This window comes from Martinezella lusitana (genome assembly GCF_900094565.1).
GTDB lineage: Bacteria > Pseudomonadota > Alphaproteobacteria > Rhizobiales > Rhizobiaceae > Rhizobium > Rhizobium lusitanum.
The window spans coordinates 40587-63720 of sequence record NZ_FMAF01000007.1 but is presented as its reverse complement, the minus strand read 5'-3'; the positions used below and the strand labels follow the sequence as shown (position 1 = coordinate 63720).

At 58.2% G+C, this 23134-nt stretch carries 21 protein-coding genes; 9 read left to right on the top strand and 12 right to left on the bottom strand.

The features are described 5' to 3' along the window. Positions 1 to 14: 14 nt before the first annotated feature. Positions 15 to 1085 carry a LacI family DNA-binding transcriptional regulator gene (locus GA0061101_RS16710; RefSeq protein WP_244655298.1) on the bottom strand — a complete coding sequence of 357 codons (1071 nt, stop codon included), beginning with the start codon at positions 1083 to 1085 and terminating at the stop codon, positions 15 to 17. A 464-nt stretch (positions 1086 to 1549) separates the two neighbouring features. Between GA0061101_RS16710 and GA0061101_RS16705 the strand changes: the two genes are divergently transcribed. The 6 genes from GA0061101_RS16705 to GA0061101_RS16680 all read left to right on the top strand — a co-directional run bounded on the left by GA0061101_RS16705 (position 1550) and on the right by GA0061101_RS16680 (position 9015). Continuing rightward, positions 1550 to 2512 (top strand): sugar-binding protein, encoded by a 963-nt coding sequence (locus GA0061101_RS16705; protein WP_037191814.1) that lies wholly within the window; start codon positions 1550 to 1552, stop codon positions 2510 to 2512. Between the two features lie 117 nt (positions 2513 to 2629). Further along, entirely contained in the window at positions 2630 to 4171 is a 1542-nt protein-coding gene (locus tag GA0061101_RS16700) for a sugar ABC transporter ATP-binding protein (protein ID WP_092574238.1), read from the top strand. A 29-nt stretch (positions 4172 to 4200) separates the two neighbouring features. Further along, the gene (locus tag GA0061101_RS16695; protein WP_092574237.1) at positions 4201 to 5196 is read left to right on the top strand and encodes an ABC transporter permease; all 996 of its coding nucleotides are present in this window, start codon (positions 4201 to 4203) and stop codon (positions 5194 to 5196) included. Positions 5197 to 5454: 258 nt separating this feature from the next. After that, entirely contained in the window at positions 5455 to 6747 is a 1293-nt protein-coding gene (locus tag GA0061101_RS16690; RefSeq protein WP_092574236.1) for a peptidoglycan L,D-endopeptidase MepK, read from the top strand. A gap of 425 nt (positions 6748 to 7172) precedes the next feature. Then, positions 7173 to 8036 carry a helix-turn-helix domain-containing protein gene (locus tag GA0061101_RS16685; protein ID WP_092574234.1) on the top strand — a complete coding sequence of 288 codons (864 nt, stop codon included), beginning with the start codon at positions 7173 to 7175 and terminating at the stop codon, positions 8034 to 8036. 100 nt (positions 8037 to 8136) lie between these two features. Continuing rightward, positions 8137 to 9015 carry an NmrA family NAD(P)-binding protein gene (locus GA0061101_RS16680; protein ID WP_092574233.1) on the top strand — a complete coding sequence of 293 codons (879 nt, stop codon included), beginning with the start codon at positions 8137 to 8139 and terminating at the stop codon, positions 9013 to 9015. Between the two features lie 10 nt (positions 9016 to 9025). Here GA0061101_RS16680 and GA0061101_RS16675 read toward each other — a convergent pair whose 3' ends face one another. From GA0061101_RS16675 to GA0061101_RS16665, 3 genes are all read right to left on the bottom strand, one after another. Continuing rightward, positions 9026 to 10633: a DHA2 family efflux MFS transporter permease subunit gene (locus tag GA0061101_RS16675; protein WP_092574231.1), complete on the bottom strand. Its 1608-nt coding sequence runs from the start codon at positions 10631 to 10633 to the stop codon at positions 9026 to 9028. A 1-nt stretch (position 10634) separates the two neighbouring features. After that, positions 10635 to 11777, bottom strand: a complete 1143-nt coding sequence (locus GA0061101_RS16670; RefSeq protein ID WP_081999543.1) for an HlyD family secretion protein — start codon at positions 11775 to 11777, stop codon at positions 10635 to 10637. A gap of 63 nt (positions 11778 to 11840) precedes the next feature. After that, on the bottom strand, positions 11841 to 12491 hold the full coding sequence (locus tag GA0061101_RS16665; protein ID WP_092574229.1) for a UdgX family uracil-DNA binding protein: 651 nt from the start codon (positions 12489 to 12491) through the stop codon (positions 11841 to 11843). A 145-nt stretch (positions 12492 to 12636) separates the two neighbouring features. On the opposite strand from GA0061101_RS16665, the gene GA0061101_RS16660 reads away from it, so the two are divergent. From GA0061101_RS16660 to GA0061101_RS40105, 3 genes are all read left to right on the top strand, one after another. Then, positions 12637 to 12978, top strand: coding sequence for a hypothetical protein (locus GA0061101_RS16660; protein WP_051963258.1), 342 nt, complete (start codon positions 12637 to 12639; stop codon positions 12976 to 12978). 272 nt (positions 12979 to 13250) lie between these two features. Beyond that, complete coding sequence (locus tag GA0061101_RS16655; protein ID WP_092574227.1) at positions 13251 to 13508, top strand: DUF2934 domain-containing protein; 258 nt, start codon at positions 13251 to 13253, stop codon at positions 13506 to 13508. A gap of 448 nt (positions 13509 to 13956) precedes the next feature. After that, entirely contained in the window at positions 13957 to 14220 is a 264-nt protein-coding gene (locus tag GA0061101_RS40105) for a hypothetical protein (RefSeq protein ID WP_244655290.1), read from the top strand. Between the two features lie 325 nt (positions 14221 to 14545). Here the strand turns inward: GA0061101_RS40105 and GA0061101_RS16645 are convergent, their stop codons facing one another. The 8 genes from GA0061101_RS16645 to GA0061101_RS16610 all read right to left on the bottom strand — a co-directional run bounded on the left by GA0061101_RS16645 (position 14546) and on the right by GA0061101_RS16610 (position 22832). Next, on the bottom strand, positions 14546 to 15091 hold the full coding sequence (locus tag GA0061101_RS16645) for a hypothetical protein (protein WP_312865302.1): 546 nt from the start codon (positions 15089 to 15091) through the stop codon (positions 14546 to 14548). Between the two features lie 362 nt (positions 15092 to 15453). Beyond that, a complete protein-coding gene (locus tag GA0061101_RS16640; RefSeq protein WP_092574223.1) occupies positions 15454 to 15930 on the bottom strand; it encodes a transposase in 477 nt (158 codons plus the stop codon). Between the two features lie 200 nt (positions 15931 to 16130). Beyond that, on the bottom strand, positions 16131 to 16469 hold the full coding sequence (locus tag GA0061101_RS16635; protein ID WP_034512334.1) for a slr1659 superfamily regulator: 339 nt from the start codon (positions 16467 to 16469) through the stop codon (positions 16131 to 16133). Between the two features lie 20 nt (positions 16470 to 16489). Beyond that, positions 16490 to 17044, bottom strand: coding sequence for a slr1658 superfamily regulator (locus GA0061101_RS39845; protein WP_037191840.1), 555 nt, complete (start codon positions 17042 to 17044; stop codon positions 16490 to 16492). 4 nt (positions 17045 to 17048) lie between these two features. Beyond that, the gene (locus tag GA0061101_RS16625) at positions 17049 to 19409 is read right to left on the bottom strand and encodes a SpoIIE family protein phosphatase (protein ID WP_092574221.1); all 2361 of its coding nucleotides are present in this window, start codon (positions 19407 to 19409) and stop codon (positions 17049 to 17051) included. Further along, complete coding sequence (locus tag GA0061101_RS16620; RefSeq protein ID WP_047561708.1) at positions 19406 to 20581, bottom strand: class I SAM-dependent methyltransferase; 1176 nt, start codon at positions 20579 to 20581, stop codon at positions 19406 to 19408. Before GA0061101_RS16620 ends, GA0061101_RS16625 begins: the two co-directional genes overlap by 4 nt. Then, positions 20578 to 21093 carry a hypothetical protein gene (locus GA0061101_RS16615; protein WP_047561709.1) on the bottom strand — a complete coding sequence of 172 codons (516 nt, stop codon included), beginning with the start codon at positions 21091 to 21093 and terminating at the stop codon, positions 20578 to 20580. Before GA0061101_RS16615 ends, GA0061101_RS16620 begins: the two co-directional genes overlap by 4 nt. 35 nt (positions 21094 to 21128) lie before the next feature. Further along, positions 21129 to 22832, bottom strand: coding sequence for a putative bifunctional diguanylate cyclase/phosphodiesterase (locus GA0061101_RS16610; protein WP_092574219.1), 1704 nt, complete (start codon positions 22830 to 22832; stop codon positions 21129 to 21131). Between the last annotated feature and the right edge of the window lie 302 nt (positions 22833 to 23134).

Here is a 23134-nt window from a genome sequence, read left to right as displayed (position 1 = left end):
GAGCTGCCAATGCATCAGACTTTTCGCGCTCTGCGATTGGCCGCCCTTGCGCCAGCAATCGCATGCACACCGGCGGGGGCAGCGACGGACGCCCGTTTTACAAGCGAACATTCCAGCTTGGTAATCTGATAACGGCGCTCCCGCGGCAATATCGCTGTCTCAAGATGTTCGATCGCCCATTGGCCCATTGCCATGTGCGGAAGGACGGAGGTCGTCAGAGGAGGCACGAGATGACGGGAAATGTCTTCGTCATCGTAACCTATCACTGACATATCCTTCGGGATATGCAGCCCCGCCTCTTTGAGAGCCTCATAACATCCGATGGCGGTGCGGTCGTTCTGGCAGAAGATTGCAGTCGGGCGCTCGGCAAGCGAGAGCAACTTCATCGTCGCGGAATAGCCGGCACTCGCCGACCAGTCGCCCTCGATCACCAGTTCGGGGTCGAATGGAATGTCGGCCGTTGCCAGAGCCCTGCGATAGCCCGTCAGCCGGTCCTGAGCCGCCTGCATCCATGGCTCGCCGGTGATCGTCGCGATCCGATGATGGCCGTGCGAGATCAAATGCCGGGTGGCCGTCTGGCCGCCCGCGATTTCGCTCGGGATGACCGCCGGAAACGCATAGTCCGAGGTGTAGCAATTAAGGAGAACAAGCGGAATATTGAGGTCGTACAAATAGTCGGGGAGTTCCACCTCGCGGGTGAATATCGTCATGTAGATAAGGGCCGAAATCCCGCTATTGGTAAGCGCCTTTATTGCCCGCGGCTCCATGACCGGATCGCTCATCGTCTGGGCGACGAGCAGGACATTGCCGGCATTCCACGACGCCTGACGCGCGCCTTCTATGGCAACGACCGCCTCCGGGCTGGTTGCAAGCTGGTCGACCGCAAAGCCGATGACGCCATCCAGTTTCGACTGGGATGCAAGCGCCGGCGGCGTGGTAAACACCGGGGCGACATAACCGAGCTGACGGGCCGCTTCGATGACCCTGTCGCGGGTCTGTTGTGACAGGCGCATGCCGGGCGTATTGTTGAGGACGAAAGAGACGGCAGCCTGCGAACATCCGGCAGCCTTGGCTATGTCTGTCATCGTAACCCTGCTGCCCAGACGGCGGCCCTTCCGCTTCGGCGCCGTGTTGCCGTCGGCCGCTTGCCCACCGTCTGCGGCGATTGTTCTTTTCATAGCGATATCTCGTCTCCCCTGAAGCGAAACTGGCGGACATTTCCCCACCGCCTTGCCCCGCGCTAATTTTTATTAGCACTGTTGAGAGGATTTCGGCAACTGTCGAAGGGTAGAATAGCGAATTGTCAACGTATCAAAGCCGTCCTTTGCCCAAAAGCTTGATGGAAAACGACACTTGTGTCGCAACGTCGGAGGAAATGCCCCATGGTCATTAAGGTAATACTATTTACTAATTGAAATTAGTTGTATACCGTTGACCGCGTGGTTGGACGTGCCGTGTCTCGCTTGCGAGAGGCCCTAGGAGGGGGTTCAGGACCGGTCTGCCGCGAGTTGCAACTGGATCCTGCTAACGGGTCTATGGGAGGATTATCATGAAATACGTAACACGTGGTGCTGCCGCCTTTGCGGCAGGGCTGATGCTGAGCTATGCAACGGCCACGGTCGCCTATGCTGCCGACAAGCCGACGCTGGCATTCGTCGTCAACGGCGCGTCCGACTTCTGGAAGGCCGCCGAAGCCGGCGTCAAGAAGGCACAGGCCGAGCTGCCGGATTTCAACTTGGAACTGAAATATCCCGAGCAGTCTTCCGTCGCGATTCAGCAGCGATTGATGGAAGACCTGGTTTCAGCTGGCGTCAAGGGCATCATGGTTTCGGCTGTCGATCCCAAGACCTCGACGGATGGCCTGAACAAGATCGGCTCGCAGACCGCCCTGTTTACGACTGATAGCGATGCGCCGGATACGAACCGCGTCGCTTATATCGGCTCGTCGAATGTCGATGCCGGCAAGCAAGCTGCCGAAATCGCCAAAAAGGCCATGCCGAACGGTGGCAAGTGCATCGGCTTCGTCGGCCTGCTCGGTGCCGACAATGCCAAGGAGCGTATCAAGGGCATGAAGGACGGTATCGCCGGCACGAAGATCGAGCTGACAGACGTGCGCGGCGACGATATCGACCAGACCAGAGCCAAGAAGAACGTCGAGGATGCACTTGTTGCCAGCCCTGACGTCACCTGCATGGTCGGCTTCTATTCCTACAATACGCCACGCATCTACGAGGCGCTGCGCGAAGCGGGCAAGCTCGGCCAGATCACCGTCGTCGGCTTCGATGACGATCCGATCACGCTCGGCGGTGTCAAGGAAGGCACGATTGCCGCCACGGTGGTGCAGCAGCCCTACCTGTGGGCCTATCAGGGCATGAAACTGATGGCCGCCTATCTGAAGGGCGACAAATCGGGTATTCCTGCTGGAAAGCTGATCATCATCCCGACGAAGATTATCGGCAAGGATGACGTCGACGCCTATGCCGCAAATTTGAAGGCGATGGCCGGCAACTGAAGATCATCTCCTGTAACAGCGCCGGCCATTGATCCGGCGCTGTTACACCTTGATCGCGCGCGAAGCTGAGATCGGCATTCAAGCCGCATCGCATATCCTGCAGGCTCTATATCCGTTATGAACCAACGATCAGACACACTGGTATCAACAGAAACGACGGCGCCCTTTCTCAGCCTCTCGGGCATCGGCAAGACCTATCCTGGCGTCGTTGCGCTTGATGACTTCTCGATGGATGTCAGCCCCGGCGAAGTGATCGGGCTCGTCGGCGAGAACGGCGCCGGCAAATCGACGCTGATGAAGATCCTGGGTGGCGTCGTAAAGCCCGACCGCGGAACCATTCTGCTCGACGGAGCGGAACATGCTGCCCTTAGCGTTGAAAGCAGCATCGCGTCTGGAATTGCCTTTGTGCATCAAGAGCTCAACCTGTTCGAAAATCTCGACGTTGCAGCCAATATTTTCCTCGGCCGCGAGCCGCTGCGCGGCGGCCCCCTGAAGCTTGTCGACCGACGCCGCCTGCGCATGATGGTCGCGCCGCTCTTGAAGCGCGTCGGCGCGAATTTTTCGGCGGACACGCCGGTGGCCTCGCTGTCGCTTGCTCAACAGCAGATGGTCGAGATCGCAAAGGCGCTGTCCATCAACGCTCGCCTTGTGATCCTTGACGAGCCGACATCCAGCTTGCCGCTTGCCGAGACCGAAAAGCTTCTTGCCGTCATCTCGGCGCTCAAGGCAGATGGCATCAGCGTCATCTTCATTTCCCACCGCCTGCATGAGGTCGAGCGCGTCGCCGATCGCGTCATCGTTCTGAGAGACGGAACGCTCGCGGGGACGCTCCCCAAAAACCTGATCGATCACGACCGGATGGTAAAGCTGATGATCGGCCGGGCACTGACCGCGCGTGTTGCGGAAGCCCACCGGCCGCCGGGCAATGTCGCGCTGAAGGTCACGGCCATTCGCACCGCCGCTTATCCGACCCGGCCGGTCGATCTCGCCATCAACTATGGAGAGATCCTTGGGCTGGCCGGCCTCGTCGGATCGGGCCGAACGGAGCTCGCTCGTGTGCTCTTCGGGATCGACAAAAACTATGGCGGCTCCACGGCGCTTGATGGCAAAGACGTCAAGCTTACCTCTTCGACGAAAGCGGTCGCCAATGGCATTTTCCTGGTGCCGGAGGACCGCAAGCTCAACGGCATCCTTCTCGATCTGCCGATCTCGCAGAACATATCCCTGCCCAATCTTCCCGTTCACGCGTCTCGGTTCATGGTTTCGTCGGAGCGGGAAAATGCCGCCGCGGAAATCCAGGGCAAGCGGCTTGGTATCAAGGCGCCTTCCGTGTCGACCCGCACCGGCACGCTTTCGGGCGGCAACCAACAAAAGGTCGTCCTGGCCAAGTGGCTATCGATGAATCCGAAGGTGATGATCTTCGACGAACCGACCCGCGGCATCGATATCGGGGCAAAGAATGAAATCTACGGCCTGATGCGCAAACTCGCCGACGCCGGCGTGGCGATCCTGATGATCTCAAGCGACATGGAGGAGGTCATCGGCGTCTCCGACCGTATCGCGGTCATGCATGAGGGGCAAATCGCCGGGATACTCGAGAAAGATAAGTTCAGTCAGGAAAACGTGCTTTTGCTGGCCGTCGGCAAGGCGATACACTAACGGCTGCGGCCAAATCGAATGGATATACGATGAGTAAGAAAGATCTGGGCTTGCTCCTGTTGATCATCGCCGTCGGCATTGTCGTCGCGATCATCAATCCGCGGTTCCTTCTGCCGATCAACCTGGCCAATACGTCAAATCTCATCGGCCTTTTCGGGATATTATCGATCGGGCAAGCCTTCGTGATCATCACCGGCGGGATCGAACTCTCCGTTGGCTCCCTCGTTGCCTTCCTCGGCGTACTCTTCATCGATTTCGTCGCCGTCCAGAACATGCCCTGGCCCATCGCGCTGCCAGTGATCCTGATCCTTGGTGGCATTTTCGGTGCAATCCACGGCTGGCTCATTACGCGGCTCAACCTCCAGCCCTTCGTCGTCACTCTTTGCGGCTTGTTGATCTATCGCGGGGCGGCGCGTTTCTATACGGCTGATGGCACGGCAGGTTTCGCCTTCGGCCAAAACTTTCCCGACTTGGAATTCCTGACCGCCGGCCGATTTTACGGCGTGCCAAACACCTTCATCGCGCTGGTGATTATCGCGGCCGTCATGTGGATCGTCCTTCATCGCTCCGTGTATGGACGCTATCTCTATGCCATCGGCAAGAACGAGGAAGCCGCGAAATATTCCGGCATTCGCACCGCCAAGATGGTGATGATCGCCTATGTCATATGCGGCGTGCTGACGGCGCTCTCCGCGATCTATTTCGCGATGTACACCCGTTCGATCTCGCCGGCGAGCCATGGGCAGTTCTACGAGCTCTACGCCATTGCAGCGGCGGTGCTGGGCGGCTTTTCGCTGCGCGGCGGCGAAGGATCTCTGATCGGCGTGGTCTTGGGCACGATCCTGCTGCAGGAGCTGCAGAACCTCGTCAATCTTCTCGGCATCCCCTCCTCGCTCAACTTCGCGGTCATGGGCGGCGTTATCCTGATTGGGGTGCTGATCGACCAGCAATGGACCGCAATCCGCGCAAGGCGGCTCCTGATATCGGCCGCCCGCCGGCCTGACGCGCGGCTGCTCGCCGAGTAAGCGCAGTCACCTTTAGGCCCGATTAGCCGCGCAGGCCGATGCTGCTCGGACCGGAACCAGCCTGCTTCCGCAGCGCCAGGCCGACGGTTTACGTCGCGTCTATGCGCCATAAACCATCCGTTAGGCATTTGTTGACCATAATTGTAGCGAAAGCGATGTCGCAGATGCGGCGCCTCTGATTTCCTGTGTCTTTTACCAAGGGCGAAAGTCGTATCCGTGCACCTAGCGATCCTTTCCATTCCGACGACAACTTTAGCAATGGCCCTGTCCTTCGTCGCTTGCCGAGTGGCGCTGATTGCAGTGCTGGTGCTGGGCGCTTTAGCCGGAACTGCGCAGGCAGCGGCAGACGACCGAGCACTCAAGCTCTTCTTCACGCATACCGGCGAACGGGCAACCATCGTCTTCAAGCGGGGCGGCAAATTCGATCCGAAGGGCCTGGCGCAGATCAACCGCTTCCTGCGCGATTGGCGGAAGAACGAGCCGACCAGGATCGATCCGGACTTGCTCGATCTGGTCTGGGAAGTCTATCGCCGCAGTGGCGCAAGGGAACCCATTCACGTCGTCTCGGCCTATCGCTCGCCTTCGACAAACAGCATGCTGCGAAACCGATCGCGGAGTTCCGGTGTCGCGAAACACAGCCAGCACACGCTTGGCAAGGCGATGGACTTCTACATACCGGGCGTGAAGCTTGCGACCCTGCGCGCAGTGGCCATGCAGATGCAGGTCGGCGGCGTCGGCTTCTATCCGACATCCGGATCGCCGTTCGTGCATCTGGACGTCGGCAATGTCCGTGCCTGGCCCAGAATGTCGCGCCAGGAGCTCGCGCGGCTCTTTCCAACGGGGCAGACCATGCATCTGCCAGCAGATGGAAGGCCGCTGCCGGGTTACGAAGTCGCGGTCGCGGAATCAAAGAAACGCGTCCGCCTGGCGGGAAGCAGGATTGCGGCCATTGCGGATGAGGACGATGACGCCGAAACCCCGGCGACCTCCTCCGACCCTCTGGCCGGCAGAAGCCTTGTCACCGCCATGCTGCCGACGCCGCGAAGCCGGGCCGGCAATGGACTGGAGCTTCAACTCGGCAAACGGATAGCGGAAGAGAATGAAATTCGACCCTTCGCCGACCTCGCATCCTATACCGTCCCACTGCCGGCTTCGCGACCGAACAGCATCGTGGTGATCCCGACATCCGCCCCTGAAAGAACCGTCCCCACGGCCCTTGCGAGCCTGGTGGTGGGACGCAACGATGCGGGCAACCTGCTCGTTGCGGATCGCTCGGGAGCTTCGCTGAACGATGCCATGGCGAGGATGCAGCCCATGGCGGATCTGCCGACCACCGCCGCACAGGAGGTATCGGCCGGGGTCGGTGCCATGTCCACAGGGGCCCTTGTCGCATGGGCCTTGCAGCCTCCGGGCACTGCGATGGAAATGACGCTTCCCGATCTGGTCGGTGCGCCGCTCCCCATGGAAGCAGATGCAACAGACGCCGGGCACAGTGCTTCCGCGGTTGCCGAGGATAAATTCGACAGCGAAAGATTTGGCTTCGAGGGCTGAACTTCGCTCGCGGCCGCGGTTTTGCGCGTGAAAACCCGAGTGCCCGCGTTACCTCGTAAAGGCGCGGCTCCAAGGGCAAGAGCTTCGGCGGTGTCAATGTGCTCGGGCCCTGGATCGTCACCAAGGATGAGCTCACCGATCCCTACATGCTCAAATCGGAACATCGCGCTCAGTCCGACGTTAGCCTCATGAGGTTGCAGGTCGTGCCAAGCGGACGCGATGGCACCGAAGAATATGGAGATTTTTCCGCTTTCTCTCCATAGCCAACGAAATGGCAGGCGAGCTTCTCACCCATCCGATCGGCAACCTCTCCCAGATCTATAAGGAGCTAGAACACGGCTCGACCGGATGCGCGGGCGTCCCTATATTCGAGAAATAAGGTCGCCCCAGACTGTGGGCGTCGGATCTAGCCGGAAGACGACATCATGGATCGGTTCAGCAACGCCAATGCCGCCAGTACCCTTCTTTCCAGCAGGGATCGCGGCTGGACAGGTCTGGAGGCAGAGTTCCTGCATATTCAGGCCGGCCGCACACATGTGCCCGGATCGCGAACGCACCGGCTGGGCATTCATTTTGGACGCGCCGTGAATGCCCACTGCCAGTGCGACGGCCGGCATTATCGCCGGCAGCAGAAACACGGCGATATCGACGTCGTTCCCGCGGGACTGGATGGCTGGTGGGAAGATGATCGCGATTGCACCATTCTGCGGCTGAACATCCGGCCGGAACTCCTCAATGCCGCCGCCCGCGAGCTCGGCCGGGATCCGGAAACCGTTTCGCTGGCACCTAAATTCCAGCTTCGTGATCCACGGATCGAGTCGATAGCCTGGGCCATCAAGGCGGAGATCGAGGCGATCATACCATCCGACAGGACTTATGCGGACATGCTGGGCATGGCTCTCGCAATCCGCCTGGTGGAAAGCGACGGGCAAAAGCGGTTCGAGCCTGCCGACGCACGCGCGACATTGACCAGCCGACAACAACGACGTCTCGCGGAATTCATCGAGGATCATATCGATCAATCATTGTCTCTTGCCGATCTCGCCGCGGTCGCAGGGCTCAGTGTATCGCATTTGAAACCACTGTTTCGCGCCACCTTCGGCATGCCGGTCCATAGATATGTCCTGACGCGCCGGGTCGAGCGCGCCAGATTGCTTCTTATGGCTGCAAACATACCCGTCGCTCAGGCCGCATTGGAGACCGGCTTTGCCCACCAAAGCCACATGGCGCACTGGATGCGGCGCATTCTCGGGCTCACGCCCGGCATGATAACCCGAATGCATTCCTGACATCGATTGTCGTCCGAACCTGCAATAGGCTGTCCGAACCTGCGCGAACCAGCGTGCGTCAATGGATAGGTTTGCTGGCAGACGAACAGGAGAAGACACGATGCACGTCATTCTAGGCGCCACTGGGAAAATCGGCCGCACGACTATTGCCGCCCTGCGCAAAGCCGGGGCGCCGGTCCGCGCCGTGCTGCGCGATCCCTCGCAAGCGCGGGAGTTTTCCGACCTCGGCTGCGAGATCGCCATTGCCGACCTGCATGATCGCCGGGCCCTGGCGACGGCAATGAATGGCGCCCGCGCCGTCCAGGTCATCTGCCCGGTCGATATTCGTGCGGAGCATGCGCAATCGCGAATGTTGCAACTGATCGATTCACTGGGCGAGGCTTTGGCGGCAGCCAACCCTCAGCTCGTCCTCGCCATCTCCGACTACGGCGCGGAGCAAAGCTCCGGCACAGGCGTCACCTTGATCTTTCACGCGTTGGAGACGCGGCTGCGAAAGCTGCCTTCCAGGCTTATCCTCCTGCGATCGGCCGAACATATGGAGAATTGGTCACGTCTTGCAAAAGCCGCCGCCGAAAGTGGCCGATTGCCAAGCTTCTATCATCCGCTGACCAAGCTGCTCCCCACCGTCTCTGCCTTCGATGTGGGGGCGATATCAGCCGAACTGCTGCTGGATAACAGTAACGCAAAACTCAGAATCGTCCACGCTGAGGGTCCGAGACGCTACACGCCAAATGACGTCGCCGCCGCCATTGGCCTTCTGGCCGGCCGCAACGTCGTCGCCCAGCCGCTGCCCGAAACGGAATGGCGGACCGTGCTGATACGAGCGGGTCTTTCCGAGGACTATGCACGGCTGCTGGTCGAGCTTTATGTCGCCCACAATGCCGGCAGGATAGATGCGGAAAGCGATGTAGGCGAGATCCGCCGCGGCAAGATTGAGTTGGTGGACGCGCTGCGGCCGCTTCTCGGCGCACAAAGGTGAGCTTACAGCCTCAATGCATTCCTCCACCGCCGCCTTCCTTCAGGTTGACGTTGCTGAGGATCAGAGCGAGCGGGATGGCGCAGAGCACTACCAGCATCAGCACGTGAAACACATCAATATAGGCCAGGAAGCTTGCCTGGGTTTGCACTTGCTGGCCGATCCAGGCAGTCGCCTGGGCTGTGGCATCCGCCGTCGTTGCTCCTCTTTCCGCGAAATAGCGCGACATTGTCTGCAGCGTTTCGTGGTAGGCGGGCGAGGACGGCACGATATGTTCCACCAGCCGGCTTTGATGCCATTGCTGGCGATGCGCCAGCACGTTGGAAGCGATACAGACGCCGATAGAGCCGCCGATGTTGCGGGCAGCATTGATCATGGCAGACGCCTGATTGGTCTGATCCCGTCTGAGGCCATAGTAGGAGGCCGAGGTGATCGGGATAAAGATCAGCGGCAGGCCGAGGCCGATATAGAGGCGAGACCAGACGAAGAAACCGAAGTTCAGGCCGGGATAAAGCCGCGTCAGCTGCCACATCGACATCGCGATAATCGCCGCGCCGACGGCGATCAGATATTTCGGCTGGATCAACGAATTCAGGCGACCTGTGACGAACATCATCACCATGGTGACGAGGCCGCCGGGCGACAGCGCCAAACCGGCCCAGGTTGCCGTGTATCCATAGTTCTGCTGCACGACCTGCGGAATGAACTGTGTGGTAGCGATCAGGATCGCGCCGGTTGCCATCATCACGATGAAACAGGATCCGAATTGCCGGGTGCCAAGCAGCCATCCATCGACGATCGGGTTGGCCTTCGTCAGCACCCAGGGAATTGCGAGAGCAAACGCCAAAATACATATCGCCGTCGTCGCAATGATGAAGCCGGAACCGAACCAATCCTCCGTCTGCCCACGATCGAGGGTAAGTTCGAGCGAGCCTAGAAAGGTCGCGACCAGCAAAAAGCCGACGAGATCGAAACGGACTCCCTTCTTTCGGAACTCCTGACGTTTCTGCGCCGTCTCGGGGCTCTCCTTCAACAAGATGTAGACAAGGGCGAAGGCGAAAACGCCGACAGGACCGTTGATAAGGAAGCACCAGTGCCAGGAGAAGTTGTCCGACAGATAGCCGCCAAGCGTCGGACCCACGACCGGTGCGACCACGACGGCCACGCCGAAAAGCGCGAAGGCCTGGCCGCGCTTTGCCGGCGGAAAGGCATCGGCGAGGATGGCCTGCGAGGTCGGGATCATACCGCCACCGGCAAACCCCTGGATGACCCGGAAAATCAGCAATGTCTGCAGGTTCCAGGAAAGACCGCACAGGATAGAGGCGATCGTGAATGTCGCGAGACACAGGAGGTAGAACCGTCGCCGCCCGAACCGCTCGGAAAGATAGCTGCTGGCAACAAGCACGATGGCGTTGGACACCAGATAGGTCGTCACCACCCAGGATGCCTCGTCGGAGCTAACCGCAAGACCGCCGGAGATATAGCGCAGCGCGACATTGGCAATCGTGGTGTCCAGCACCTCCATGAAGGTCGCAAGCGACACCACGATCGCGATCAGCCACGGATTGGTGGCGTGGGCGGCAACTCCTGTCCCGCCGGCGGCTGAGCTTGCCCCGCTCATCTCAGTTCCTCGGGCGAACCGTAACCGTCGGGACCACGGACATGCCGGGACCGATGGCGACATCGGCAGGCCATGTGTCGACGATGATCTTGACCGGCACGCGCTGGGTAACCTTCACATAGTTGCCGGTGGCGTTTTCAGCGGGTAGCAGCGAGAACGCCGTGCCGGAACCGGGCTGGACGGAGGCGACCTTGCCGTGCAGCGTGTGATCGGGATAGGCGTCGAGCGTCACATCCACCGGCTGGCCCGGCCGCATGTCCGTCAGCTGTGTCTCCTTGAAGTTCGCGGTGATCCAGATTTCGTCGGGAACGAACATCGAGATCGCCTGCCCCGCCTCGACATATTGACCCTTGGCGCCGGTGAGGCGAACGACGCGACCCGGCTGGGCTGCGGTGATCGTCGTATAGCTCAGGTTTTGTTGCGCCTCCTCGGCCTGCGACTGGGCTTGCTTGAGGCTGGCAAGCGCACTGGATTTCTGGGCCTCCGAGACCGCCTTGTTCTTCAGCGCCGACGTGACGTTCGCCTGCATCTGTGCAAGGCTCGCCTGATCCTGCTGCAAAGTCGCGGTTGCCTGTTGCACCGACTGCACGCTGCCTGATCCACTCTTGACCAGCTGCTGCTGACGATTGGCTTCCTGCTGCGCATATTGAAGGGCCGCGGTTGCCGAATTTTGTTGCGCTCTTGCCACGTCGATAGCAGCGTCGGCCGCGTCGATTTGTGCGCTGGTGCTTTGGACCGAGGCATTGGCGACTTCAATCTGCCCATTCGCCTGATCGAGTGCGATCTGGTAATCGCGCGGATCGATCTTCAGGATGACGTCGCCAGCTTGCATATGCTGGTTATCGGTCACCGGAACAACCGCCACATAGCCGGAGACCTTGGCGGCAACCGAAAAACTGCGTGCATCGACGAACGCGTCATCCGTCGATTCGTAGGGATAGAAATAGACCCGCCAGGCAAACCACGACGCAACGATCGAGGCCGCCAGCGCCACAATGCCGCACAAAACCCAGAAGGGGTGGCGACGGATGAAAGACGGCCGCTTCGTTTCCGGCGCAGGGGTTGGACTATCCGCATTCGCGGGGATCTTCTGCTTGGGCCGATTTGGCTTGGTTTCCATGATATTGGGTTGATTGTCAGCCATGACATGACCTTTGATTGTTGTCCTGCACGGTTCGGTTCCCGGCTGATAGGCAGATGGCGGTGGTCAATGCCGCAGAAAACTTCGGATCTTCTTCAGATCTCGAATGAAGGCGAGCCGACTTCTTTCCTTCTCGTCCGGCTCCCTGATCCGCAAAAGCGCCGAGGGATGAATGGTCACCAGAATATCAACCTCCCCTGCTGGGCGAATAATGTGACCGCGGTCGCGCATGACCTTGATCTTCGAGCCGAGCAGCGAGGATACCGCTGTTGCACCGAGCGCCACCACCAGCCTCGGCTTCAGGAGCTCAAGTTCAGCCCCCAGCCACCAGGCGCAACGCTGCACCTCCCCGGCATTGGGCCTTGCATGAAGACGCTTCTTGCCGCGCATCTGGTATTTGAAATGCTTGACGGCGTTGGTGACGTAGCAGCGGCCCCGATCGACATCAGCCTCTTCCAGACATTGATCCAAAAGACGGCCAGCCGGCCCGACGAACGGTTTGCCTGCCAGATCCTCTTTGTCGCCGGGCTGCTCGCCGACAAGTACGATCTCCGCATTCTGCGGCCCCTCGCCGAAGACAAGATGCGTCGCATCGCGATAGAGATCGCAGCGCATACAGGCATCTGCATCGCGGCGCAGATCATCGAGCGTCGCCGCTTCGGCATGATCGCGCGCGAGCGACGGGCCAGTGATGGACAAAGGAAGTTTTTCGAGCATTGGGGGCTCGCAACGGTTTTAAAAGCTATCGCAAGACGAACTGATCGCGGTTCTTTTTGTTCCATGCCGGCCGATTTCTTTACTCGGGAACCCTCACCTCCGATCTTCGTTATGACGAAGAAATCATGCACATGGAGGAGATACTATGAGCAGCGAAGGCAAGACCGGCTCCTACACGCTGACCGCGTTCTTCGACGATGAATATGATGCGGAGGCTGCGGCCGAAGCATTGATGGATGCCGGCATACCCAAGGATGCCGTCACCATGACGCCGGGTAACCGCCCTGACACGGACCCTATCGACCATCTCGGCTTTCTCGACGCATTGACGGGAATCTTCTTCCATGAGAAGCAGCGCGCCGCCTATGCCACAGCTCTCGAACGCGGCGGAACGCTGGTGACCGTGCAGGTGAACGAGCAGCAGCACAACATCGCCCTGCCGATCCTGGCTGAGAAAGGCCAGATCGACCTCGACGAGCGCGAGTGAGGGAGAGAGCCTGGTTGACCGTCCAGGCACTGGCATAGCCGGCATGTGCACTTCCAGGCGGAACACTCGGGAACAATTGGTGCGGGTCAGAGTTCGGAGGGCAACCGACCGACGAAAGACATCATGACAGAGACGGACGTTCACGATGTCTTCGTCGTCGGCGCGCACAATGCGTATGTGATGGAAAAATCAAGCATAGCATCATGAAGCCGCAGCCCATTGGACCGGCTGTCCTTCAATCAAGGTTCCACGTTGCCAGAGGAAGAGCAAACATGGCTGACGACAGATTTGCATGGATTAGCAAGCGTGCTTACGCCATCTGGGAAGCGGCCGGGCGTCCGTCTGGATGCGATCAGGAACATTGGAAGCAAGCTGCTGCCGAGCGCGATATCATGGAGCGTTCGCGAGCGTCCGTAGATGGAGAGGAGTTGCTTCTTAGATTTCGACAGAAGGCAACTCCTCCCAATCCGGATCAAGCTTTGCAACCAGAAGACGGAGACGAGCGCATCATGGCAGATCGTATTTCATAGCCGGCCTAATGGCTCACCGAAATGCAATGGGCGTCTCTATCGAAAAGATGGAATTGCTCCCGAGCGATGGTGAGACTGACAGACTGGCCAACGCTTAGTTGAACATTGCCCGGCAGCCGGACGGTCGTCAGTTGATAGCCACCATGAACGACATAGGCATAGGTGTCGGAGCCGAGCCGTTCGATGGCGCAATTTTCAATCCCTCCGCCGTCGGCTCGACGGTCGGAGTAGCTGCATCGTGCTTACGAAGGCTACACAGGAACCATCTGGGAAGCGGCTGATCGAAAATCTGGATCAAACTGCGAGCGCAGAGTCTTCCTTACGCGATTGATGAGGCGGACACGAAGTGGCCTCGGATTCCTCTCCGCAACATGGGCCCGGCACATAGTGACTCGTCACGAGGCGGGCTGATGCGTTTCGCAAGTGCCCTCTCTTTTGCAGAACAAAGATGAGGCATCTCAATAATGCATTTCAGGATATTCGCTATCGCCGCCTTGGCTCTCTCTTCCGCGGTGCCTGCCGTGGCCGCGGACATGACTTACGAGCCTTCATTATACCCATGAAGGCTGCCTTCATCACGCTGGGCCTGGCTGCCGCCACGATAATTGGCCCTATCACCCCGGCACTTGCTCAAGTCGTCATTCACCAGGATCAGTCGTCGGACGACTATTCCGCCCAGGATGACACGGAGCAGAATTTCCTTCATGCCTGAAACAACCATCACGATGCGCGTAACAGGTGGGGAGAGCGCCGCGGCAACTTCGGTCCGGACGATGTGATCCGTCTCCTGGGGGCCGTGGCTATCGCGTAAAAAACGTAAATCACGTCGAAATTCGCTACCTGGTCGAGGCAACGCGAGGCGACGACAATCTCCTGGTGAGCGTATCCCGCCGCGGAGAGATTATGGGCGTCGTCCATGATAGCGGCTATTGATACCGATCATAACCAAGCCCCTCAGCTGCTATACGATCAAGCTGAGGAACACTCAGGATACATCAGCAGGGTAAACGCCACGGCCATTGAAGGACGCGGTTTCCTCATGTGACATCAAACCGCTCAAGCATCTTGTTAAGCCGCAAATTCTCGGCTCGAAGCTGTTCAGCCAGCAGCCTCTTGAGCCGCTTGTTTTCTGCCTCAAGCGCGGTCACTTCGTCCAAGGAAGTCGGATCCTCGAAAGTCGCGGATCGCGCGCTTTGCTTCTCGTGTGCACCCGTGGAAGCCTGCGCATTCGCATGAGTGGAGCCGTGCCTGGTGCGTTTCCTCGCAGCGCGCGCCGAAGCCGCTTGAGGCTGCGGTGCCGGCTCGCTCTCCTGCATCTGTGCGACAGCTTCGACGTTCGGGCGATCCGCCTGCTGCTTCGGCGCGTCAAACTCCGTAGCCACGGTCGACGGTATCAACGTTTGTGCAACATCGAGATCTTCCGCATCTTCGCCGACAGAACCCGCATTGCTCGGATCAGGTAGCTTGTCTTCACCCGCATCCGGCGTGCCGGATACGTCATTCGAGCTGAACGGATGCGATGGCTTATCATGGACTTCGCGGGCCAGAGCCTTGAGGTCAGTGTCTCCCCAAATCGAGCTCACCCGTGTCTTTGACTGTCGTCGCCCCGACTTGACTTCAACAACGAAACTCCGTTGTGGCGTTCTCATATATTCCCAACCTTAAGCAACTGGTGAAAAACCGACGCCGATCGGCGCCGCTGTATTTTGCTGGCGGACAAATATAGCTCCTCACCGCGCGCTTCAACTGGTTGGAGCGCAAGGGCGACGTTTTGCCCAGCGCATCAACAGTCTCGTAGCTGACGTGATTCCACAAGCGAAACATTTGTCTTTTCGATTGTCCACCTTGATGGAGCTCGCTGGAGGCGAGCCTACAAAATGCCGGCGTCAAACAATGTCCGGCATTCAATGGAGAGACTGACCGCCCACTCCATTCCGATCTTGGATTAGTCCAGTCCGAGCCTCTTGCGCAGCTCCGCATTTTCTGCGCGCAGCTTTTCCGCCAGAATCTTGCGAAGCCTTTGGTTCTCTTCTTCGAGTTGAACGAGATCGGCCAACCCGTTGCCGACCGAAACAGGCTTATCCCCTCCTTGGTCAACGGCCTTCACTGTCCGTTTCCACTGATAGTAGGTTTGCTCCGATATGCCGGCGTTCTTGATCGCGTCCCTGAGCGTACTTGTACCCCCGGCGACCTGCGTTCCTATCAGCTTGAGCTTTTCGCCTCTTTCCTGCTCGCTATATCTCCTGGGCTTTGCAGCTGGCACAGCCGACGTTGCATCAGTCGCCTTTGCTTCAGCCTGAACCGGTGTGGCAACCGCCTTCTGGCGCCGTGGCGCTCTCGGCTTCTTGACCTTCGGCGTTTTCACCTCTGCCTCTATCCCCGTAACTGCAGCAAGCGGTCCCGTGTTAGTCTCGTCAGCCATCAGTGTTTCCTCCTTAGCCATTGCCTGTTGTCTGCCGAGTGAACGACAGAGTCAACTCAACCGCCAGCCCGGTGCTCTACGGATGATTGATCCGGGACCCATGCTGCGTGGTCATGCAGCCCTTGCGGATAAAATGTGTGCCGGGCACGTCAGAATATGTGACGTCAACATCACTTGGCCTAGCTCATTGCTTGAGGCCACTATGTCAGACGTAGATCCAGGCTTGGATGAAGCTTCTTCAGATTTGGCAGTGACTTCATCTGCCATGGAATCTGTGAAGAGCCGCAAACGGTAAGGTGAATGTCTGGATGCTTGCGCGCCTCGATCGTCAGTTTGGCAAGCAAGTTGATACCAGAAGAATTCAAGAAGTGCAGGCCGGTCAGATCGAAAGTAGCCTTGCCACCGCCCTCGTCGAGCACTTTTTTAGCCAGATCATAAACCGGCGCATAGGCATCCGGACCCGCCAGGCGCATGGTTCCATCAAAATACAAGGTGCTGCCTTCGGACCAGACGCGGAACGCTTCTTCTTTGATTTCCATACAACATGCCTCTCGCGGGTTCACGATAGCGCAATTGCCATCGCAGCATAGGTTTCCAGCTTAGTTCGCCTGTGCGGCCGATCTTCCTCGAAACGCCAGGCTAGATGAACCTGGTAATCGCTCATCAAAGTCAACAGTCCCAATCCGGATGTGTTGCCACCTTCAAGCGCAGCCGCCTCGATCTGTTCTATGAGGAGCTCGTTCGGATCGCCGGCTATCACCCTCGACAACAATTGTTGAAATCGAGCGGTAGTATCGTCGTCGACGAAGTTCGCTATCCGCATTCTAAAGTTATGGGCATCCGTCAGAGCCTCGATAACGATCTCACCGGAAGTGCGAAACTTGATGGCGTTTTCGATCAGCTCATTCGTAAGATAGCCTATGTCATGCCTTATGGTCTTGTAGTGGCGTTCGGAAGACCGAAAGCCGAGCGCTATCGTTTCTGCGATAAAGTCCGAGGTTATAGCTGAATGCCGCCACGCGAGCCGTAGCGGTCCGTCAAGCAGGCGAAGCCGCAGAGCTTGGCTTGTATCGAAAGAAACGAGATTTTCTTGGCCATATAGTACGACTGTCATGCTCTCACCTATGCCGCATGACGACGAGGGTAATGTCATCATGAATCTTTTGCGTGCCGATGTAGGCCATCAGATCGTCGAGTATCCCCTTGACTACCTCTTCCGCGGTTCCGCCATGCAAGCGACGCGCATCCTGCAAAAGCCGCTCGAAGCCGAACAGTTCGCCGCTGGGATTTTCAGCTTCGGTGACGCCATCCGTATGTAGGACGACCATATCACCTTTCTCAAACGATACTTCCCGCGTGTCGATGAACTGCGTAATATCGGCTTCGAGGCCAACCGGAAGACCGAGGTCGCCGGTATCTATGCGCTCGACCTCGCCGTTCTGGCGGATAATGATCATATCCTCATGTTGGCCCGATATCGTCAATCTCTTACCGTCATAGTCGAGGAAGGATAAGGTGATGTGCTTGTCCGTCTCCGTTCGTTCGATGTTCTTGAAAATCGTGCGGTTGAGGTCGGCCAGGAATTTTGCCGGATCCATTTCGCCGGCCTCCTGCAGCGCACGAGCGATCGATTGAACCATCAGCATCAGCACGCCGCTCTCAAGCCCGTGGCCGGTCACGTCGCCAATACCGATCTTCAGATTGTTTCCATGCTGCAGGACATCATAATAATCACCGCCGACCTCATCGGCCGGGCGCATGTAGGCGGCGATTTCCAGATGCTTGAAGGCTGTCAGCTCCTTGGCACGCGGCAAAACCATGCGCTGAATATGCCGCGCCACATCGAGTTCCGCACCAAGGCGCAGGTTCTCGCTCTTCAACTGATTGGCGAGCGTGGAGATCTCCTCCTTTGCCGCCTCTATCTCCTTCGTCCGCTCCACGACCAGCTTCTCGAGATTTTCGGTGTGAAAGCTGATCTCCTCGGCCATCCGGTTGAATGCGACGCCGGCTTCAGCCACCTCATCCCTGGTTGGAATGTCGACCCTGACGGAGTAGTCTTTTGCCTGGATGCGCTTGGCGGCACCCGCCAGCGCGCTGATACCGCCGGTGATGCGCTTCGACGCCGCAAAGACCGCAGCGGTGACGATCATCAGCGACACGAGAACCGCGAGGATCTGATAAAGCAAAATCCTGTTGGTCGCGCGTGATATCTCCTCCTTGGCCGCAATCAGCGAAGCATAGATCTCGCGCTCTGGCACGACGATTCCAAGCGACATGACCTCGCGCTGTATGGGCCCACTCACCCAGAGATTGGTGGGACGCAATTGCTTGACGACTACGAGATAAGGAACCTCTTCGCCGTGTTCGGTGAGCGAGATGTGCTGGATGGCACCATCGGCATCAAGCGGCATGGTCGCAATGGCCTTTTGCGTGCTGTTCCGCAGCGAGCGGTCGAGACCGGTGACGCCCTTGTTGGCGGCGTCATTCGCCGCTCGCAAACCGATGGCCTTCTCTCCGACCGGATTGATTGCGACGACATTTCCATTCGACATGGTCAAGAAGCCGAAGCCGCTTTGGGCAACCTTCACATTCTCGACGATCTCGGCAAGCTGAGTAAGGGTGATATCGGCGCCGGCGGCACCTGCCACTCCATGCCTGTCCGCTGTCCAAAGCGGATGGAAGAAGCTGACGATCAGTTTTCCGGTAATCGCGTCCGTGTAGGGAGCGGTCTGGGTAATGTAATTGGCAACCGGCCGCGACGAGGGAGACAAAGCCCATTGCTGCCAGGATTCATAAAGGCCAGGAAAAAAGAAAGTCCAGAAATCAGCACTGTTGTGGCCTGGGTAGAGCCGGTCGAAAGTCTGCGCCTGCGTCGTGTAAGGCGCAGTCCGGAAGATCGGGCGCTCCCTGGGACCGATATAGTACATTTGCAGCTTCGACGCGCCGTTATGCAGCAGCGATGGAGCGACAAGATCAAGTATGGCGCTCGTCTCAATGTCGGCCTGTACCTGCGGAAAGGGATGGTGGTCCTTGTCCAGCATGTAACCCCAAACACTGATGACGGAGGGCCCTCCCGGAAGATTTTGCGCCCACTGGCCAACGGGATCGTAGGTCACCGTCACGGCATCGGGGGCAGCTTTGGCCAAGGCTGTGCCGACATTTCCATTCCTTGTGGGATGATCGATCTGACCCTGGAGCACCCCTGCCAGCGCGCTCACATCGGAATGCACCTGGTCGAGAAGCAGACCGACCTGGGCGGCCGTGGAATTGGTATAGGAGCGGATATAATCCTGGCTCGCCTTTTCGAGGCCTTCGCCCACTTGGGCGGTCGCGTTGCGGGAGAGACGCTGCACATTCCAAAGTGCAAGACCGCCGCTGACCAGCAGGTCGAAAAGGACGGCACCTCCGACAACGATGAGGAATTTGGCGCGAAAGGAACGCAGACCGAGTCTCGGTTTAGCGGTTGGTGGCATCGTCATAGCGGCTTTTGTCCCGATGAGGCCCAGATAGGCCAGCCGGCATAGCCTCTTGGGTGAAGCGCGGCAAAGATGTGGTCCTCGAATCCCTGTTTAAACCGATCGATGAATTCAGGTGAATCGCCTCTCCTGACCGCCATCTCATCGGCATAGACATTCCGCCATGCCGTGATGATGTCAGCGAAGTCCTGGGGATCGTCGTCGAGATTGGTCACCATGAAACTTTCCATCTGCACGTTCCTGAAACCGGCATCCAACAACATGCGACGACCTTTCGGTCCCATTTCGACATCCATGTCGAAATGAGCGAATAGCTTGGCAACCTCGTTATATGTCCACTGGATGCTCTCGGCTTTCGGCTCTCCAAGGCAATGGGAGTTCTTCTCGTTGGTGATGTAAACCCTGCCACCCGGTTTGCAGATACGATAGAGCTCCCGCAGCAGCACATCCGGGCGGTCGAAGATTTGCAAAGAGTGCCGGCAGGTCACAAAGTCGAACTGGTTGCTCTCGAACAGCATCTGCGATGCGTCACCATAGGTATATTCGATGTCTTGGACGTCGAAATTTTCCGCCACTGTCCGGGCGTAGGCGAGGCTTGGAATCGAGTGGTCGAGTGCAACGATCCGGGCCGGTTTGAAGTCCTTTCTCAAGAGCATCGCAAAATCGCCGATCCCGCAGCAAATATCGGCAATATGCATACCCTCGCGAAGCCCGTGGCGCGGCAATATCTCGCGCTCATGCCGCCAGGTCATCTTGGTTTGAGTCCTGAGGATCGGGATGAAACTCTGGTTCTCGACGAATGTCTGACCCGGATAGAAGGCAGAGTCGTAGATCTCGACGGTGATATTGGGCGAGAGATCGTTTAGATGGCGGAACAACCGGGACGCCCATGCGACGACGCTCGACGCAACCACGGTAAGCTTGATATCCGGCCTTGAGCGGGTCGCGTCGATGAGGACATGCGCCAAGGCGCGGAACGCCGTGTTGTTCATATGGGTGACACGCTTCAAATTGATATAGCAGACGCCCTTCACCGTTTCGACGCCGTTTCGCAGTAGGGCCAGATCATCGGCGAGTTCCGAGACCGAATGGGGTCTGAGCACTCCGCAGAGAGAGAACTCCTGATTGTTGACGTCGAATTGCGCCGTGAAGCGGTGGGACGAATAGGTGCTCAATTGAGTAGCCTTTCGAGCGGCAGATCCACGACAAAGGTCAACATTCCGGTATCCCTATAGAAGAGCGTGATGTCGGCGTCGTAGTTGATGGCCAGACCGAGAAGGATCGCATGCTCGGCTGGCGCGGCACCACTCGTGATCACATCGAGATAATTCGCAAGCGCCTCGTCGCTCTTCAAGCCCGTCACGACCGCATCGTAGAAGCGACGTTTCTCAGGCGAACAGGGAAAGGTCAGTTCTATCCGCTCCGTTTCGTCGCGTCGGTAGAAGCGACAGACAAAAGCACCATCGCGCTCCCGAGCGTGGAACGACATCTCGAAGAGCTCATTCAGGGCCGACGAAAGCACATTGGCGTGGCGGATGGGATCGTGACGATCAAGACTGACCATACCGGCGACATAGGTCGAGCATTGATCGCAGTTCAGCCAATCCGCCGTAAAGGCGGCCATCTTCATTTCCAGCTCGAGCATCGGCTCGAAGGCAGCATCTGCCGGCGTTTCCGTGGTGTTCAAGCGAAACCTCCTAGATGAAATGTGCCTCAGAAAAATCAGGGTCTGGCCTCGACCTCATCAAAGGTCACGGCCGGGTGCACGCGCGCCCTTTGCTTTATAAAGTCATGAAGCCGGTCGACATCGAGCGGCGGACTGAGAAAATATCCCTGCAATCGGTCACAGCCTTCGCCCTGGAGCCAGGCGGCCTGTTGCGCCGTCTCGACCCCCTCCGCGGTTACGCGCATGTTCAAGCCATGTGCCAGAGTGATCACAGAGCGAACAATGGTCTGGCTCTTTTTGTCCTGCAAAAGGTCCCTGATAAAATACCGGTCGACTTTGATGTTATCGAACGGGAAATTCTTGAGGTAACTCAGGGAAGAATACTCGGTCCCAAAGTCGTCTAGTGAAATCTGGATTCCGAGCACGTTGAGCGTGTTCAGAGTATCGAGATTGTTGATGGTGCGCTCCAATAAAACTCCTTCAGTGATTTCGAGTTCGACGCGCTCGGCGGGAAATCCGACCACGTCGAGTGTTTGCGAGACCCGATCGGTGAAACCCGGCGTCAGGAATTCCGCAGGGGAAAGATTGACGGCCAGGCTGTAGTTCACGGGCCACGTAAGGGCCTCCCTACATGCTTCCTCGAACATCCACTGGCCGATTTCACTCATCAGGCCGTCGGCCTCTGCCATGGGAATGAAGGCTGCCGGAGGAATGATCCCCAGGGTGGGATGCCGCCAGCGCATCAGCGCCTCGAAGCCGACGACGGTGAATGGAGGCTCGACCAGCGGCTGGTACTCGATGAAGAACTCATCGTGTTGGAGCGCCACGCGCAGACTGCGACGCAGCAACTCCCTTTGCTCCACCACGACCAGCATGCTCGGATCGAATGTTCGCGCCCTACGCCGGCCTTCCTTCTTGGCCGCATAGAGGGCAACGTCGGCAGCTTTCATCAGCTGCTCTCCCTCATTGCCGTCTCGTGGCGCGACGGCAACCCCGATACTGACGCCGACGAACAACGAGATACCGTTGACGACAAACGGCTTCTTGAATTCGGCGACCAGAGCGTCCGCCAATCTTTCAGCCTCGAAGAGTTGTTGCGAACCAACCTGTATGATGGCGAACTCATCGCCGGCGAGGCGGTAGACCGTCCCATTTCGACCGAGGGTTTTTTTTATTCTTTCGGCGGCAAGTTGAAGGATGACATCTCCGGCGCCGTGCCCCAACGTATCGTTGACGGGCTTGAAGTCGTCCAGATCGAGCTGCATCAGGGCAGGTCCTGCTTCTCCGCTGGCCGGCAGCAGCTTTTCCAACTCCGCGCTGAATTGGCGGCGATTCGGCAATCCGGTTAAAACATCATGTGTTGCCTGATGAATGAGCCGTGCCCGTTCACCGTCTTCAGACGACGTTTTCTTCTTGGCATCCGCACCGTCGATCTCGATGACCAAAAGACCGGTCCGGATATAAAACAACAACAGGTCGCATTTCTTGGGCATTGAAGCGTCGAGCCGGATGGTTCGCGGTTGGCCGGTATCAATCACCAGCTGGACGATGGCCGCAAGGGCGGGCTTCGCCAAGGCAGGATAGGCCTGCCGCAACGTTATGCCTGTCCGAGATCCAAGACCAACATGCTCCTTAAACTTCTTGGAGGAATCGACCAGTTTGAGATCGAGGTCCCAGAGTGAGATCAACGCGTCGAAACCGCTCTCAGATTCGGACTCTTGTGGAATGAGCTGCGACCGATCCACACGGCTTTCGGGCATAGGGCCTAGTCCTCCCAAAACAGCCACCCGGCGTGTGGCCGTTATCCAACTTGAACTAGCCCGTTCGCATCGGCGCTTATGCATCCATTATCGCAGTCACATCAATCGTACGGGCGCAGGCATAACTTTATCGGCGCTTGGCGACTATTTTAAATTAACATATTACCAGATGTTTAATTAGAAAATAGCTAATTGGCGCTACAACATATACGGGCGAAAAAGCTGTTGACAAATCGCTAACGGAGCCACGCTCGCCGGAACCCTTACCGATAGTCAAAAGCAACCTTCTCGACCTCGCCGAA

What these genes read in the sequence shown, in the direction of transcription:
- GA0061101_RS16710 (WP_244655298.1), bottom strand. Translation starts at nt 1,085, where the DNA reads ATGACAGACATAGCCAAGGCTGCCGGATGTTCGCAGGCTGCCGTCTCT.
- GA0061101_RS16705 (WP_037191814.1), top strand. Translation starts at nt 1,550, where the DNA reads ATGAAATACGTAACACGTGGTGCTGCCGCCTTTGCGGCAGGGCTGATG.
- GA0061101_RS16700 (WP_092574238.1), top strand. Translation starts at nt 2,630, where the DNA reads ATGAACCAACGATCAGACACACTGGTATCAACAGAAACGACGGCGCCC.
- GA0061101_RS16695 (WP_092574237.1), top strand. Translation starts at nt 4,201, where the DNA reads ATGAGTAAGAAAGATCTGGGCTTGCTCCTGTTGATCATCGCCGTCGGC.
- GA0061101_RS16690 (WP_092574236.1), top strand. Translation starts at nt 5,455, where the DNA reads ATGGCCCTGTCCTTCGTCGCTTGCCGAGTGGCGCTGATTGCAGTGCTG.
- GA0061101_RS16685 (WP_092574234.1), top strand. Translation starts at nt 7,173, where the DNA reads ATGGATCGGTTCAGCAACGCCAATGCCGCCAGTACCCTTCTTTCCAGC.
- GA0061101_RS16680 (WP_092574233.1), top strand. Translation starts at nt 8,137, where the DNA reads ATGCACGTCATTCTAGGCGCCACTGGGAAAATCGGCCGCACGACTATT.
- GA0061101_RS16675 (WP_092574231.1), bottom strand. Translation starts at nt 10,633, where the DNA reads ATGAGCGGGGCAAGCTCAGCCGCCGGCGGGACAGGAGTTGCCGCCCAC.
- GA0061101_RS16670 (WP_081999543.1), bottom strand. Translation starts at nt 11,777, where the DNA reads ATGGCTGACAATCAACCCAATATCATGGAAACCAAGCCAAATCGGCCC.
- GA0061101_RS16665 (WP_092574229.1), bottom strand. Translation starts at nt 12,491, where the DNA reads ATGCTCGAAAAACTTCCTTTGTCCATCACTGGCCCGTCGCTCGCGCGC.
- GA0061101_RS16660 (WP_051963258.1), top strand. Translation starts at nt 12,637, where the DNA reads ATGAGCAGCGAAGGCAAGACCGGCTCCTACACGCTGACCGCGTTCTTC.
- GA0061101_RS16655 (WP_092574227.1), top strand. Translation starts at nt 13,251, where the DNA reads ATGGCTGACGACAGATTTGCATGGATTAGCAAGCGTGCTTACGCCATC.
- GA0061101_RS40105 (WP_244655290.1), top strand. Translation starts at nt 13,957, where the DNA reads ATGAGGCATCTCAATAATGCATTTCAGGATATTCGCTATCGCCGCCTT.
- GA0061101_RS16640 (WP_092574223.1), bottom strand. Translation starts at nt 15,930, where the DNA reads ATGGCTGACGAGACTAACACGGGACCGCTTGCTGCAGTTACGGGGATA.
- GA0061101_RS16635 (WP_034512334.1), bottom strand. Translation starts at nt 16,469, where the DNA reads ATGGAAATCAAAGAAGAAGCGTTCCGCGTCTGGTCCGAAGGCAGCACC.
- GA0061101_RS39845 (WP_037191840.1), bottom strand. Translation starts at nt 17,044, where the DNA reads ATGACAGTCGTACTATATGGCCAAGAAAATCTCGTTTCTTTCGATACA.
- GA0061101_RS16625 (WP_092574221.1), bottom strand. Translation starts at nt 19,409, where the DNA reads ATGACGATGCCACCAACCGCTAAACCGAGACTCGGTCTGCGTTCCTTT.
- GA0061101_RS16610 (WP_092574219.1), bottom strand. Translation starts at nt 22,832, where the DNA reads ATGCCCGAAAGCCGTGTGGATCGGTCGCAGCTCATTCCACAAGAGTCC.